Consider the following 15,229-nt stretch of genomic DNA (forward strand, 5'->3'; position numbering starts at 1 on the left):
GATCTCTGACTGTGTGGTATTCCACCTGCTCACAGCCTTGACCGGGCAATCATGCATCGTTCATAATCGTGCATGATCGAACATCAATCGACTGTATCGATCATCAAGAGAAACGTTTCCTCACCATTTCCCCAGGAAATCAAAAAGCGAAATACCCCCGAAAAGACGAAACGGCGCCCCCTCCGAAGAGAGGGCGCCGAATACGGCGAAGACCGATCGAAGACCGATCGAAGACCGATCAGATCCCGAACGGCCCCGCGTAGTGGACGGTCCCGCCGGGCAGCGGGTCGTCGGCGTCCAACGTCAGCGCCATCAGGGCATCGTCCGGGACCTCGATGGTCAGACCGATGCCGTGCTCCGATGCCCGAGTGAACCCGAACCTCGAGTAGTACTCCGGGTGCCCCAGTACGACCACGTGCCGCTCGCCCAGCTCCTTCGCCGCCGCGAGCGCCGCGCGCACGACCGCCGAGCCGGCGCCGGACTTCTGGTATTCGGGCGACACCGCCACCGGCGCCAGGCACAGCGCCGGCCGGTCGTCGATGTGGCAGCGGGTGAGCAGCGCATGCGCCACCGGCCGGTTGTCGCCGTCGACGGCGACCACCGACAGGCCCGGGATCCAGGCCGGATCGCTTCGCAGCGCATCGACCAGATCGGCTTCGGCGGGTGACCCGAACGCGGCCCGCACGATGGCTCGGACGGCGGCGATGTCGGCGTCGGTCTCGACGCGCGTGATCCAGGTGATGCTCATGACGAACAGCGAATCACACGCGCCGAGCCGAACCCCTTCCGGGACGGGCGGCCGTCCCCCACCGTCGCGGCCGCCCGTCGTCTCATCCCCTGCTGGTGATCCGGTTGCTCAACCCGTTGTCGTTGATCTGCGGCACGCTGCCGTCCGGCTTCGTGCCGTACATCACCAGGTGGTTCGTGCCGGAGACGGTGATCTTGTCGAACCAGGCCACCTCGATGCTGTCGCCGTCGCCGCCGGTGACCGTCAGGCTCTTGCAGAAGCCGGTGAGCGTGAGCGCGATCGTGGAGCCCTCGATCCGCACGTCACGACCGGTGCAGTCGGTGGTCGGCTTCTCGCCGCTGCCGGTGAACACGATCGTGTCGTTCCCCTTCGGCGTGACCGGCGCCGCCGGCGTCGAGGGGGCGGTCCTACCGGTCTGCGGCGCGACCGGCGTGCTCGACGTGGACGAGGTGCTCGGCCGCTCGCTCGCCGAGGTCGGCGCCGGCGACCCGGTGCCCTGCGCGGTGGTGGCCGGCGCGGCCTTGTCCTTCTTCTCCACACCCGCCTCGCAGGCGATGGCGCCGACGACGACGCCGGCGGTCAGCACGATCGCGGGCAGCACGGTACGAATACGCATCTCGGTTCTCTCCCCCATGTGGAAAGGCCGGTTCCGAAGGGCCGGTTCGGCCTGTGCTCACTACGGTAGAGACCGTCCGTCGCAGCGGTGTGGCAACCGTCTACCGGATCTGCGACACGGGTACCCGGTTCCGATACACCCTCACGACGTGGGCAGCCGAAGGCGCACCACGGTGCCCGACTCGGGCAGGCTGCGAAGTTCGGTACGACCACCGTGGCGCAGCACGACGGCCTGCACAAGGGCCAGCCCCAGGCCACTGCCCGGGGTGCCGCGCGCGTCGCTGCCTCGGACCAACTCCTCCCATACGTTGGGGAGTTCGTCGGCGCGGATGCCGCGTCCGGTGTCCGCGACCTCGACCACCACGTAGCCGTCCTCCTCGAACGCGCGCAGTTCGATCGCGCAGCCCGGGTCGCTGTACTTGACCGCGTTGCCGACCAGGTTCTCCAACGCCAGTTCGAGCAGGTCGGGGTCGCCGGCCAGGGTGGGCAGCGGCCACGGCACGCGCGGTACCGAGACGGTGATCCGCCGGTCGGCGCCGCCGGGCAGGTCGCGGCCGGTCTCGCCGGCGGCGTCGAGGAGTACGGCCACGTCCACCGCCACCCGCTCCAGTGGGCGGGATTCGATGTCGGCGAGCTTGCGCAGGTCGCCGGTGATCCGGGCGAGCCGGGCGACCTGCTCCCCCACGCCGGCGAGCGGACCGTCGGGGCCGGTGTCCTTGTCGGCGGCGAGATTCGCCAGGCCCAGGCGCATCGCGGTGAGCGGATTCTTCAGTTCGTGGTCCAACCGGCGCAGGAAGCGGTGGTGTTCGGCCGCCGCGGCGGCGCGGGCGCGCTCCGCGGCCTCGGCGACCCGCCGGCGGGCCCCGATCACCAGCACGCCGGCGCCGGCGGCGAGCAGACCGAGCACGGCCACGCCCAGGACGGGGGCGAAGCGTACGTAGACGCGCAGGTCACCGGCGAAGACGGCGGCGGCCGTCACGGCGGCCAGGTAGGCCGCCGCCGCCGCGCCGAGCAGGACGATCCGTCGGCGGCGGCTCACCCGGCCGCCTCGACGCGCGCGACGAAGCGGTATCCCTCGCCGGTGACCGTCTCGATCCAGCGCGGCGCCGCGGTGTCGTCGCCGAGCACCCGCCGCAGTTCCGCCACCCGGTTGTCCACCGCCCGCGTCGTGCTGGCCGATTCCCAGCCCCACAGCACCTCCATCAGCCGTTCGCGGGAGAGCAGTTCGTCGGGGTGGGTGACCAGGTAGTCCAGCAACGCACCGGCCTTGGGGGTGAGCGTCAGCTCCCGCTCGCCCAGCCAGGCCCGGCGGGCGGTCCGGTCCACCCGCAACGCGCCGGCCCTAAGTGTGCGCGCGCCGGCGAGGGGTGGCAGTCCGCGTCCGGAGCGGCGCAACAACGCCCGCATGCGGGCCACCAGTTCGTACGGGTCGAACGGTTTGTTGAGGTAGTCGTCGGCCCCTTCCTCCAGGGCCATGGCACGCTCGGTGGACTCGCCGACCTGGGTCAGCAGGATGACCGGGATCCACGCGCCGGAGCGCCGAATGCGGCGCAGCACCTCGCGCCCGTCCAGGAGCGGCATCAGCACGTCCAGGACGATCACGTCCGGGACCGGTGCGGTGCCGGCGGCGGTGAGCGCCGCCGCGCCGTCGTGCACGATCCGGACGTCGAATCCGGAGCGTTCCAACAGCGGCCCCAGTTGCGCGGTGATGGCGACATCGTCGTCGGCCAGCAGCACCGCGGGCCGCTTCGTCTCGTCCACTGTCACCGCGCCCACCCCCGTATCCGGGACGAGGATAGGCGACGCGGCGGTGCGGGCGACGGCATTCCGGCGGTCGTGGGTCACATACTCCGGGTCGACGGCCGCAGGGGCTCAGGAGCGGCGCAGCATGGTGTAGGCGAGGCCGACGAGCATGCCGCCGACGATGCAGACGGCGATCCCGACCCGGGTGTCGATCAGGAAGCCGACCACGATGGCGACGGCGTAGATCATCGGTAGGGCGGCACGGACGTTGCGGGTCATGGCGATCCCTCAGTGGCGCGCGGGCTCGACGGCCTCGGCGGGGGTGGCGACGGCGGTGGTCGTGCAGTCGTGGATCGGGCGTCCGCTGCCGTGCCAGACCGACAGAGCGTAGGGGCTGAACGGATAGTGGGTGCGAAACGCCGGGACGGTGACGGTGCCGCGGACCACGGCCGCGCCGAAGTCGCCGGCGCCTTCCTCGCCGGTCGCCTCGGGCACGTCACCGTACTCGCGCAGGATCGCCCACAGCGCGGCGGGCACCGCGAACTCGTGGGTCTCGGCCACCTGGTGGATGCCGGCCCGGAAGACCGCGGCGGCGGCGAGGTCGAGGTCGATCACCGCGTCCAGGTCGGCCCGGTCGGGCAGCGCGGCGGCGCCCAGGTGTTCGTACAGCACGTCGACGGCGGCGTGCGCGTGCCGGCGGGCGCGCTCGGGGGTACGCACCATCCGGTGCAGGATCACCTGATAGTGCACCTCCTCGTGGATCGGCTCGGTGCCCAGTTCGGCGTACAGCGCCTCGCGCGGGAAGCGGTCCGGCTCGCGCCACGAGCGGGTGTAGTCGGCGTACCAGAAGGCGGCGATCGGGTCCGGGCCACCGGCGCGCAGGTGTTCGCCGAGCGTGGCGACCAGGTCGACGGTGCGGGCGCCGGCGGCTTGGGCCAGCACCCGCAGCGTGCAGCGGAGCAGGCACTTGTGGAACAGCGTGAGCGGGATGCGCAGTTCCATGCCGCGCAGCCAGTCGGCGAAGTCCATCCGGGAGTGTCCGGTGACGACGTCGGCGATCAGGTCGGTATTGCCGGGATCGCACGGCATGCGGCGGGTGGTCAGCGCATGCTCGTCGCGGAAGCGGGCGTGGGTGTAGTCGGTGTTGTTCAGCAGCAGGAGCGGATACACCACCGGGGACCCGCCGGAGGCGACCGCCTCCTCGACACCGTCCAGGTGAGTGGCCAACGATTCGCCCGGCATGCCCCAGATCAGATCGGTGTAGGTGGGGATCCCGCGATCGCGGAACTGCCGTTGCATGCGCCGGTAGTTGTCCACCCGGATGTTGGTCCGGTTGGCGAGTTGCAGCACCTCGGCGTCGAAGGACTGCGCCGACAGCGTGATGGCGCCGGTCAGGCCGGCGCGGTGCAGGATCGTGGCGATCTCGACCACGCGGCCGTTGGTGTTCTTGGCCCAGTTGGTCATCACGAGCAGGCGTTTGCGCCGGCTCGCGCACAACTCGACCAGGAGCCGGGCGATTTCGGTGTCGCGCGGCAGGATGCCGAAGTTGGCGTCGGCGATGAACAGTTGGGTGCCGTTGCCGGCGTGGGTGACGATCCGTTCCAGTTCGGCCCGGATGCGGTCCAGGGAGTATTGGCGCACCTTGGAGTTGGTCGCGCCGCCCCAGTAGCAGAACGCGCAGGAGTACGGGCAGCCGCGGTTGGTCTCGTAGACGATCATCCGCGAGGCGGCCAAATCCCGGTCCGACCACACCTCGGGGTCGAGCAGCGGCGACGGCAGCGCGTCCAGGTCGCTCACGCGCGGCGCGTCGGCGGTGTCGATCGGCGCGCCGTCGGGGCCGCGCAGGCTGATCCCGGGCACCTCGCCGAGCGCGGCCCGCAGGGCGGGGTCGGTGAGTGGGGCGTCGGGGTGTGCGACGAAGTGCCGAAGCAGGTCCCGGAAGCGCAACTCGCCCTCCCCGTGCACCAGTACGTCCACCCACGGCGCCTCGGCGAACAGCGCGCGCTGCTGGTGGGTGACGTCGTTGCCGCCGACCACGACCCGGCAGCGCGGCCAGCGTTGCTTGACCCGGTGGGCCAGTTCCAGGGTGCGCGCCCGGTTCCAGAAGTAGACGGTGAAGGCGATCACGAGCGGGTCGTCGAGCCGGTCCAGGACCGCGTGCGCGACGCGGTCCCGATCGTCGGCGCCGCGCTGGAGGTGTACGTGCTTGTGGAAGGTCACCGCGGCGGCCAGTTCCGGGTCCGCCCGGGCCGCCGCGTGCAGTTGGCCGAGCACGGCGCTGTAGCGCACGCCCGGCATCACGGTCAGCTCGACCAGGTGGACCTCACGGCGGCGGGCCGGTGCGGCGGGCGACGACATCCGGGGTCCTCTCTGCGGCGTGGTGGAAGGGGGCGCGCTGCGGCGTGCGGGACGGGGGCTCGGGATCCGTGTCGGGGCTCAGCCGGCCGCGACCGACAGGGCGTAGTCGCCGTAGGCGATCAGCTGCACGCCGGTGCCCGGCGCCGAGGCGGGTGGGATGTGGCTGAGCGAAACAATCAGGCGGGTGATCACGTACTGCGCCGCCCGGGCTCCTTCGGGGCTGCCGGCCAGCGCCGCCTCCCGGCTGCCCGCGTCCAGCGGCACACCGTCCTTGCCGCCCGAGGAGGTCATCGTGTCCCGGACCTGGACGGCGGTGAAGGCCAGCACGCCGCCGTCGCGGGTGCGCAGCAGATACGTCGGGTATTGGGGTGCGTCGGGCGCAATGGCGCGCTCCAGGATGCCGCCCTTGGCGCGCAGCGCCTGGACGCCGGCGGTCCATCCGCCGGTGAGTTGTCCGGTGAGCGTCTTGGTGGGCGACAGCGGCACCTTGGGGTCGCGTTTGCCCTGGGCGTAGTCCTGGTAGGCGCGGCCGAGGGCCGCGGGGTCGGCGAGCAGTCCGGCGCCGTCGGTGACGGCGGGGGCGCCGCCGGCGGCGTCCTGGTCCAGGTCCGGGATCTCCGAACGGTCGGTGACGAACGGGTAGTAGGCGACCTTCCACGGCGCGCCGTCGCGCTCCTGGACGAACAGCAGGTATTTGGGTGACGGGGAGACCGTGTCGGATTGCAGCAGTTGGGTGATCGCCACGAAGAACTTCGGGTATCCGCTCTGGCGCGGGAAGACGAAGCGCGGATGCACGTATCCCGTCGTCGGCACCGCGACCGCCTGGGTCTTGGCCACCTGCAGGCCCGCCTTGCTGCCGGTGGAGGCGGGCGGCATCTCGATCGCGTCGACCCCGGCGGGGTCCAGGGCGGTGTTGATCCGCGTGTTGGCCGCGGAGTACTCCTGGAGCAGGCGAGTGGCCTGTTCCACGCCCACGGGGGGCGCGTCGGCCTGGGGCGCCGCGGGTTTGGGGTCGGCGGTGCCGTCCCCGCATCCGGCCAGTGCGGCGCCGGCCACGAGCAGGGCACAGGCGAGCGTGGCCGCCCGGCGGCGAACGGCCGAAGTCGCCCGGCGGCGGGGGCCGACGGGCGGGTGGGTCACGCGTGCCCCGAAGGGGTGCGGTGCGCGCGCGTCCGGCGCGGTCGGTCCGGGCATGGGTCTCCACCTCGGGTCAGTGGCCGGTCGAGTTCCGGGGTGGCGGGACGTCCCCGGGCCGGGTCGATCAGGTGCTGGTGCAGCACGGTGAGCAGGAGCAGCTGTACGCGTCGCCGCCCGCCACCGAGTCGAGATCGGCTTCGGACAGCTCGCGCGTCTCCAGCAACGGCGAGTCCAGGACCCACAGTTCGTACCGACCGGTCTTCGTGCCCTCGGCCCACGCGTGCACCTGCGCCTCGAGGTCGGGTTCTCCTCCGGCCTCACGCGTGATGCGCACCGTGGCGCCTGCGGGCAGTTCGAAGCCCATCTCCGCGAGGGCGGCTCGCGGGTCCGATTCCAACCGGGCCGCGTACTCGTCGTCCGACCACGCCGCGGTCAACACCTTGGCGTAGAAACTGACGAACGCGGCCCTTTCCCTGGGCTCCATGAGCCGTCCTCTCGCTAGGGCGTGTCTTCAGACCCCCGTCGGGCTCCGCGGCGTGAGCGCGGCGAGGAGCCCGAAGGGCGGATGCCGTGCATCGGCGTGCCGGAGAAGCAGGTGCACAGTGGTTCCATTCGCCTGTTTCTCCGGGGCGGCGAGGTGCGGTGCCGGGCGTCGCGGAGCCCGACGGGGGTGTGAAGACACGCCCTGAGCCGTGCCGCGGCGCGCCGTCAGGTGCAGCAGCAGCACGGGGAACAGCAGCAGCAGTACGTGGTGTCGTCGCGCGTTTCGATGGTGCCGCCGGCGACCGATTCGAGGTCGGCCTCGGACAGTTCGCGCAGTTCGATCTGCGGCGAGTTGGGCACGCGCAGCTCGTACGTGCCGGAGACGGTGCCGGCCTCCCACAGGGTGACCTGGCCGTCGAGGTCGGGCTCACCCTCGACGTTGCGGATGATGCGCACCGAGGCGCCGGCGGGCAGTTCGAGGCCGTGTTCGGCGAGCGCGGCGCGCGGGTCGTTCTCCAGCCGGCTCGCGTACTCGTCGTCCGACCACGCGGCGGTGAGCACCTTCGTGTAGGACCTGACGAACGCGGCCCTGTCCCTGGGCTCCATCTGAGTCTCCCTCGTTGGGTCCGACTTCGGGATCTGCAGCGAATTCCGCCCGCTCGGCCTTCGGATTCACAATGGATTCGAGGCACGTTCGGATCGGGTCCGGATCGGTTCGGCTGCAATACCGGAAGCATGCGGAGCGCGCCGAGGAACCGTCAATGCCCGAACTCCTAATTGCCGGATCCCAGGATTTCGGCACCCCTGCCCCAAGCACTGCGTCCCGCCTCCCGTAGCCCAACACCGCCTACCGGCAGGACAAACGGGGTACCCCCCAACGTTAGGCGGGCACCTCCGATAGAGCTCACCCGGGCACCCCCCTGGCCCAATACGAACACACCGGAGAAACAGCGGAATTTCGCCGGAACGACCTTGTCCAGGCGCCCGGGACGCCGCTAACAATTACCGGGCGACGGCCGCAGGGCACCGCTGCCGGAAAAGCTGCCGGAAATTCGACTACGCCGGGAGAGAATTCGTGGACCTGCCTCGACTCAAGGCACATCTCGTCCCTCGCCCCTTCGGTACGGATCGGGTCTTCCTCCTGTGCGAGGAGGGCCACTACCTCGTCCAGGGCAAGGCGGTCGCGGCCGTGTTGCCGTATCTCGACGGCACGCACACCATCGCCGAGATCACCGAGAAGCTCGCCGAGCGCTTCACGATGGGCGAAGTGGTGTTCGCGATCTCGAAGTTCCAGCGCTTCGGCCACCTCGTGGACGGCGCGGCGAGCGACGACCGGGCCGGGGCCGCGGCCTGGGAGAGCCTGGGCCTGGACGCGGTCGAGGCGGCCCATCGGCTGCGGGGGGCGCGGATCGAGGTGGCCGCGCTCGGCGCGGTGGACGCCGCCGCCGTGGTGGCGGCGCTGCGCGAGATCGGCGCGGCGGTGACCCCGGTGACCGCGGCGGAGACCGGCGCGGCGCCCGCCGAGGGCGGGCCGGACCTGACGGTGGTGCTCACCGACGACTACCTCGATCCGCGACTGGCCGCGATGGACGCCCGGTTGCGGGCCGCCGGGCTGCCCTGGCTGCCGGCGAAGCCGACCGGGGCGGATGTGTGGACCGGCCCCTACCTGGTCCCCGGGCGCACCGGTTGTTGGCACTGTCTGGCCCACCGTCTGGCGGGCAACCAGCAGGTGGAGACCTTCCTGCGGCGGCGCCCCGACGGCACCGTCGACGACGAGCCGATCCGCACCTCCGTGGCCGCCACCGCCTGGTCGGTGGGCCTGTCCGCGCACCTGGTCGCCGCCGCCGCGGCCGAACTCCTGGCGGCGGAGGGGCGTTCCGGCTACGAGGGTGTGCTGGTGTCGCTGCACGTACCCAGCCGGCGGCTGGAGCAACACCGGTTGATCCGGCAGCCGCAGTGCCCCGCGTGCGGCGATCCCACGCTGCTCCTGGACCGCGACCCGCGGGTCGAACTCGTGGACCAGGCGGTGCGGTTCGACGACGAGGGCGGGCATCGTACGATGCGCCCCGACGACACGTTCAAGCGGCTGGAGAAGCACATCAGCCGACTGCTCGGCGCGGTCAGCGCGCTGCGCCTGCTCAACGACGTGGACAACGGCGTCACCTTCAGCTACTCGGCCAGCCACAACTTCGCCGTACCCGGACCCAACATCGGCATGTTGCGCCGCAACCTGCGCGGCCAGAGCGGCGGCAAGGGCCGCAGCGACGTCCAGGCCCGGGTCAGCGGGGTGTGTGAGGCGATCGAGCGCTACTCGGGGGTGTGGCGCGGCGACCGCCGGACCGAGCCGGGTTCGTTCGAGGAGTTGGGCGCCGACCTGGCCGTGCACCCGTACGACCTGCTGCTCTACTCCGACACCCAGTACGAGACGCGCGAGGAGTGGAACCGCGAGTCGGCCGGGCGCCTGCACATCGTGCCGGAACGATTCGACGAGAAGCGCCGGCTGAACTGGACCCGGGCCTGGTCGCTGACCGAGGACCGGCCCCGCCTGGTGCCGGCCGGCTACTCCTGGTTCGGCCACCCCGACCTGAACGAGCACTTCTACTGCTTCAGCGACGGCAACGGCAACGCCTCGGGGAACACCCTCGAAGAGGCGATCATGCAGGGCCTGTTCGAGAGTTGCGAGCGGGACGCGGTCGGCCTGTGGTGGTACAACCGGGCGCTGCGCCCGGGCTTCGACCTGGACTCGCTGCACGAGCCGTACGTGGACAGCCTGCGCGACTTCTACGCCGGGATGCAGCGCACCCTGGAGGTCGTCGACATCACCACCGACCTGGGCGTGCCCACGTTCGCCGCGGTCTCCCGGCGCACCGACCACCCGGTGGAGGACATCCTCCTCGGCTTCGGCGCCCACCTGGACGTGCGGATCGCGGTGTTGCGCGCGCTCACCGAGGTGAACCAGTTCCTGCCCGCGGTGATCAACCGCAATCCGGACGGCAGCACCGCCTACTGGGAGGACGACCCGCACACCCTGGCCTGGCTGCACACCGCCACCGCCGAGGCGGAGCCGTGGGCGCTGCCCGCGCGGCATCTGCCGCAGACCACGCTGGAGGGCTACGGCATCCTGCACAGCGGCGACATCGCGCGCGACATCCGCGGCACGGTGGAGCGGTTGCGCGCGGTCGACCTGGAGGTGATCGTGCTCGACCAGACCCTGCCCGACCTGGAGTTGAACGTGGCCAAGGTGATGGTCCCCGGGCTGCGGCACTTCTGGCGCCGGTTGGGTCCGGGACGGATGTACGACACGCCCGTGCGGCTGGGCTGGCTGGCCGCGCCGGTGCCCGAGGCCGACCTCAACCCGTACAGCGTCTTCTTCTGAGCACCTCCCGTGCCCATGGCCCGGGTCCGGGCCGACCGTCGGCGCGCTCGCGCCCGGTCGGCCCGGCCGGGCCGGGCCGGCCCCGCACCGCTCCGCCCGCACCGCCTGCTCCGCCCGCTCCGTCCGGGCCGCTCCCGCCGCGTAACCGATCCGGCCCGGCCCGACCTGCCCCGGAGGTTCCATGACCAGCCTCGGTATCCCGCCGAACGCGGCCGGCGCCGCGACGACGGTGCCGGTGGAACGCATCGCCCTGCATCCGAACGCGCGGGCGAGCACCAACGACGCCGGCGCCACCCTGCTCTTCCTCGGGCCGCGCGGACTGTCCCTGGGCGTGTTGACCCCGGGGGTCGCCGCGGCCGTCGCGCTGCTCGCCGACCGCCCGAGCAGCGAGGACGACCTGCACCGGGCCGTGCTCGACCGCGACGGCGAGGGCGCCCTGCTGAAACTGCCCGCGCTGCTCCAGCGGTTGCGCGCCGGCGGGTGGCTGAGCACCACCCTGGAGGTGGCCGGCCGACCCGTCCTCGCGCTGCGTCCGCTCGCCCCACCGGCCCCGCTCGCCCGCGGCGCGAGCGCCCCCGATCCGGCGACCCGGCGGTTGTCCCGCTTCGCGGTGCTCCGCCGCGAGGGCGAACACACCGTCCTGGAGTCGCCGTTGGCCCCGGTCGCCGCCGACCTGCTCGACCCGGCGTTGGCCGGGCTGGTGGCCGCGCTGCCGCACCACGATGCCGGCGCACTGCCGCCCGGCGCTGCGCGCGCCCTCGAACTGCTGGCCCGGCACGGCCTGTTGGTCGATCCGGAGCAGGAGGACGCCGATCCGGACCGGGCCCGGTGGTCGCCGCACGAGTTGTGGTTCCACGGGCGCACCCGGGCCGGCCGGCACGACCTGCCCTACGGCGGCACCTACTGGCGGGCCGCCGCCGAGCCGCCCCTGCCGGTAGTCCGCCCGGCGTTCGACGGACCGACCGTCGACCTGCCCCGCCCCGACCCGGACGCGGTCCGCCGGGCCGACCCGCCGCTGACCGAGGTGCTGGAGGGCCGCCGTTCGGTGCGCGCGCACGACGACACGAAGCCGCTGACCCTCGCGCAGCTGGGTGAGTTCCTGTACCGCACGGCACGCAATCGCGCCGTGCTGCACGAGGACCGCCAGGAGGTCGGCGACCGGCCCTACCCGTCGGGCGGGCGCTGTCACGAACTGGAGCTGTATCCGCTGGTGAACAACGTGGTCGGGGTGCCCCCGGGCCTGTACCACTACGACCCTCGCGATCATCGCCTCGAACACGTCGCCGACCCCGGCCCGGCGGTCGGCCGCTTGTCCGAGATCGCCCGGGCCACCGCGCTGATGAGCACACCGCCGCAGGTCGTGCTGCTGGTGAGCGCGCGGTTCGGGCGGGTGATGTGGAAGTACCAGACGATGGGCTACGCGCTCGTGCTCAAACACGTCGGGGTGCTCTACCAGACGATGTACCTGGTCGCGACCGCGATGGGCCTGGGCGGGTGCGGGCTCGGCGGCGGCGACTCCGACCTGTTCGCCCTCGCCACCGGGAACCGATGGGAACGCGAGGGCACCGTCGGCGAGTTCCTGCTCGGCACGATCGGCCCGGAGCCGAACACCGCCGTGCCGGGCGGGCCCGGAGGGGGACGGCCATGAACTTCCGTCGCGAGGCCCTGGAGGGGCTGAAGGCCCCCGAGGAACTCGACGCGCCCATCCGCCTGGTCCGCACCCGTGCCTGGGCGCTGCTGCTCGCCCTGGCCCTGCTCCTCGGCGCCACCGCAGCCTGGTCGGCGGGCGGCACCCTGCCACGCAAGGTCGAGGTGCCCGGCATCCTCACCCATCCGCTCGGCGTCTCCCGTGTGCAGAGCCCGCAAACCGGCCTGGTGTCCAACCTGTTCGTCGACTCGGCCACGCTCGTGCCCAAGGGCACCCCGGTGCTGTCCGTGGTCGACGCGCAGGGCGCCACGCAGATCGTCCGGGCGCCGTTTGCCGGCCGGGTGATCGGCCTGCTCGTCTCCAGCGGCCAATACATCTCCGTCGGCACCACGTTCATGACCGTCGAGCGCACCGACGCCAACGACGACCGGCTCCTGGCCACGCTGTTCGTATCCCCGCGCAGCGCGGGCATGTTGCGCCCGGGCACCCAGGTGGACGTGTCCGTACAGTCCGCGCCCTCCCAGGCGTTCGGGCTGCTGCGCGGCCGGATCACCGCAATCGACCAGTTCCCGTACACCGCCCAGCAGGTGGCCGACTTCCTCGGCGGCGACCAACAGGCCGCGGGCCGGCTGCTGTCCGCCGGCGGCGCGGTCCGGGTCACCGTCGACCTGGAGACCGACCCGCGCACGCTCAGCGGCTACCGCTGGACCAACAAGTCGGGCCCGCCGTTCCGGATCGACTCGCAGACCCCCATCACCGGCTTCGCCCGCCTGCCCGGCGAGCGCCCGCTCGATTGGCTGCTTCCTGGATGACCACCACCAGTTCGCCACCGCCCGCCGGCGCGCCGCCCGCCCCGCCCGAGCGCGGTCGCCGCCGCCGCGAGTCCGCCGAGCGCCGGATGTCGGTACGCACGCCCACGGTCATCCAGCTGGAGGGCGTCGAGTGCGGCGCCGCCGCGCTGGCCATGGTGCTCGCCCACCACGGCCGCTTCGTCCCGCTGGAGGAGTTGCGACACGCGTGCGGGGTCTCCCGGGACGGCGCCAAGGCGGCGAACCTGCTGCGCGCGGCGCGCTCGTACGGACTGATCGCGCGCGGCATGCAGATGGAGACCGCGGCACTGGCCCGGAACCGGCCGCCGGCCATCCTGTTCTGGAAGTTCAATCACTTCGTCGTCTACGAGGGCATGACGCGCCGGCTCGGGCGGCCGATGGTGCGGCTCAACGACCCCGCGCAGGGCCGCCGGTCGATCACCACCGAGGAGTTCGACGTCGCGTTCACCGGCATCGTGCTCACCTTCGAGCCGGGCCCGGAGTTCCGGCGCGGCGGGCACCCGCCCCGGCTGCTCGCCGATCTGCGCGCGCGCTATCGCAGCAGCGGCGGCGCGCTGCTGCTCGCGCTCCTGGCCAGCCTGTTGCTGATCCTGCCCGGCCTGGCCGCGCCCGCGTTCACCCGGGTGTTCATCGACCGGGTGCTCACCGGCGCGGACCACTCCTTCCTGCCCGCGCTGCTCGCCTCCATGGGGTTGGCGGCGGCGGTGACCATCGCGCTGACCATGCTGCAACAGACCCATCTGCTGCGGGTCGAATCCGCCTCCTCGATCCGCAGTTCGGTCCGCGTGGTGCGCCATCTGCTGCGGCTGCCCGTGGTGTTCTTCACCCAGCGCAACCCGGCCGAGATCAGCAAGCGGGTCTCCGCCAACAACACCATCGCGCAGATCCTGTCCCGCGACGTGGCCACCACGGTGGTCAGCATGCTGCTGGTGGTGGTCTACGCGGGCCTGCTGTGGACGTACGACGCGCAGTTGACCCTGGTCGGGGTCGGCGTGGCGATGCTCAACATCGTGGTGCTCAAACTGGTCTCGCGGATGCGCACCGACACCGTGGCCCGGCTGCGCGCGGACCGCTCGGGCCTGGTGTCGGCGTCGTTCAACGGCCTGCAATTGATCGAGACGCTGAAGGCTTCCGGCGCCGAGGGCGACTACTTCAAGCGCTGGGCCGGATTCCAGGCGCGGGTGGTCTCCGGACAGCAGGCACTGGGCGCGCCCACCTCGATCCTGGCCGTGGTACCGCCGCTGCTCGCCGCCGTGGACAGCGGTCTGCTGTTGTGGATCGGGGGCCTGCGGGCGATCGACGGGCACATGTCGATCGGCCTGCTGGTCGCCTTCCAGACCCTGGTCAACTCGTTCAGCCGGCCCGTGGCCCAACTGACGAACCTGGGGCCGAGGTTGCAGGACGTGACCGCCGACCTCAATCGGCTCAAGGACATCGAGAAGTTCCCGCCCGCGCCCGAGTTCCTCGACGACGAGCGCGACCGTCGGGCCGGCTCCGGCGCCGAGGAGCCGGCCACGGTGCTCGCCGGCCGGGTCGAGTTGTCCCATGTCACCTTCGGCTACAGCCCGTTGGGCAAACCGCTCCTCGACGACTTCTCGCTGCGGGTGGGCCCCGGGCGGCGGGTCGCCCTGGTCGGCGGCTCGGGCAGCGGCAAGTCGACGGTGAGCCGGTTGATCGCCGGGCTGTACGAACCGTGGAGCGGCGAGCTGTTGTTCGACGGCCGGCCGCGCCGGGACTATCCGCGCGACGTGATGGGCACCGCGGTGGCATTCGTGGACCAGGACATCTTCCTGTTCGAGGGCACCGTGCGGGACAACGTCACGCTGTGGGACGACTCGATCCCGGACGAGACGGTGGTCGCGGCGCTGCGCGACGCGGCCGTGTACGACGTGGTCGCGGCCCGGCCCGGCACCATCCACAGCGCGGTCGCGGAGAGCGGCAAGAACTTCTCCGGCGGCCAGCGCCAGCGCCTGGAGATCGCCCGCGCCCTGGTCCGCAACCCCAGCGTGCTGGTCCTGGACGAAGCCACCAGCGCACTCGACGCGCAGACCGAGGCGACCATCGACGACAACCTGCGCCGACGCGGCTGCGCGTGCGTGATCATCGCGCATCGGCTGTCCACGGTGCGCGACAGCGACGAGATCGTGGTGCTCGAACAGGGCCGGGTCGCCCAGCGCGGCGACCACCACACGCTGGCGGGCATCCCCGGCCCGTACGCCGAACTGATCCGCGACCTGTAGCCCGGCGCGCCGCACGCCCACCGACCGTCCGAGCACCCCCGACGCGGGCCG

13 protein-coding genes are annotated in these 15,229 nt (G+C 72.0%); 4 read left to right on the forward strand and 9 right to left on the reverse strand.

The genetic code is table 11. From position 1 onward, the window contains the following. Window positions 1–238: 238 nt before the first annotated feature. The 9 genes from ACWGR4_RS26900 to ACWGR4_RS26940 form a co-directional block, all read right to left on the reverse strand. Complete coding sequence (locus tag ACWGR4_RS26900; protein WP_452130286.1) at window positions 239–748, reverse strand: GNAT family N-acetyltransferase; 510 nt, start codon at window positions 746–748, stop codon at window positions 239–241. An 82-nt stretch (window positions 749–830) separates the two neighbouring features. After that, window positions 831–1,364, reverse strand: coding sequence for a DUF3060 domain-containing protein (locus ACWGR4_RS26905; protein WP_452130287.1), 534 nt, complete (start codon window positions 1,362–1,364; stop codon window positions 831–833). 141 nt (window positions 1,365–1,505) lie between these two features. Further along, window positions 1,506–2,402 carry a sensor histidine kinase gene (locus ACWGR4_RS26910; RefSeq protein WP_380000394.1) on the reverse strand — a complete coding sequence of 299 codons (897 nt, stop codon included), beginning with the start codon at window positions 2,400–2,402 and terminating at the stop codon, window positions 1,506–1,508. Beyond that, window positions 2,399–3,130 carry a response regulator transcription factor gene (locus ACWGR4_RS26915; RefSeq protein ID WP_380000396.1) on the reverse strand — a complete coding sequence of 244 codons (732 nt, stop codon included), beginning with the start codon at window positions 3,128–3,130 and terminating at the stop codon, window positions 2,399–2,401. Before ACWGR4_RS26915 ends, ACWGR4_RS26910 begins: the two co-directional genes overlap by 4 nt. Window positions 3,131–3,235: 105 nt before the next feature. Continuing rightward, window positions 3,236–3,385 carry a hypothetical protein gene (locus tag ACWGR4_RS26920; protein ID WP_380000398.1) on the reverse strand — a complete coding sequence of 50 codons (150 nt, stop codon included), beginning with the start codon at window positions 3,383–3,385 and terminating at the stop codon, window positions 3,236–3,238. A 9-nt stretch (window positions 3,386–3,394) separates the two neighbouring features. Continuing rightward, window positions 3,395–5,464 carry a radical SAM protein gene (locus ACWGR4_RS26925; protein WP_452130288.1) on the reverse strand — a complete coding sequence of 690 codons (2,070 nt, stop codon included), beginning with the start codon at window positions 5,462–5,464 and terminating at the stop codon, window positions 3,395–3,397. A gap of 78 nt (window positions 5,465–5,542) precedes the next feature. Next, window positions 5,543–6,658, reverse strand: a complete 1,116-nt coding sequence (locus ACWGR4_RS26930) for a hypothetical protein (protein WP_452130289.1) — start codon at window positions 6,656–6,658, stop codon at window positions 5,543–5,545. 67 nt (window positions 6,659–6,725) lie between these two features. Then, complete coding sequence (locus ACWGR4_RS26935; protein WP_380000404.1) at window positions 6,726–7,085, reverse strand: hypothetical protein; 360 nt, start codon at window positions 7,083–7,085, stop codon at window positions 6,726–6,728. A gap of 224 nt (window positions 7,086–7,309) precedes the next feature. After that, on the reverse strand, window positions 7,310–7,690 hold the full coding sequence (locus ACWGR4_RS26940; RefSeq protein ID WP_380000406.1) for a hypothetical protein: 381 nt from the start codon (window positions 7,688–7,690) through the stop codon (window positions 7,310–7,312). Between the two features lie 469 nt (window positions 7,691–8,159). Here ACWGR4_RS26940 and ACWGR4_RS26945 point away from each other — a divergent pair, with 469 nt between their 5' ends. The 4 genes from ACWGR4_RS26945 (at window position 8,160) to ACWGR4_RS26960 (ending at window position 15,178) form a co-directional block, all read left to right on the forward strand. Then, window positions 8,160–10,460 (forward strand): TOMM precursor leader peptide-binding protein, encoded by a 2,301-nt coding sequence (locus ACWGR4_RS26945; RefSeq protein ID WP_452132083.1) that lies wholly within the window; start codon window positions 8,160–8,162, stop codon window positions 10,458–10,460. A 181-nt stretch (window positions 10,461–10,641) separates the two neighbouring features. Next, a complete protein-coding gene (locus ACWGR4_RS26950; protein WP_452132084.1) occupies window positions 10,642–12,108 on the forward strand; it encodes a SagB family peptide dehydrogenase in 1,467 nt (488 codons plus the stop codon). Then, complete coding sequence (locus tag ACWGR4_RS26955) at window positions 12,105–12,920, forward strand: HlyD family efflux transporter periplasmic adaptor subunit (RefSeq protein WP_078978916.1); 816 nt, start codon at window positions 12,105–12,107, stop codon at window positions 12,918–12,920. The genes ACWGR4_RS26950 and ACWGR4_RS26955 overlap by 4 nt, the downstream gene beginning before the upstream one ends. Then, complete coding sequence (locus ACWGR4_RS26960) at window positions 12,917–15,178, forward strand: NHLP family bacteriocin export ABC transporter peptidase/permease/ATPase subunit (RefSeq protein ID WP_452132085.1); 2,262 nt, start codon at window positions 12,917–12,919, stop codon at window positions 15,176–15,178. The genes ACWGR4_RS26955 and ACWGR4_RS26960 overlap by 4 nt, the downstream gene beginning before the upstream one ends. The last annotated feature ends 51 nt before the right edge of the window (window positions 15,179–15,229 follow it).

Source organism: Embleya sp. NPDC055664 (genome assembly GCF_053618075.1).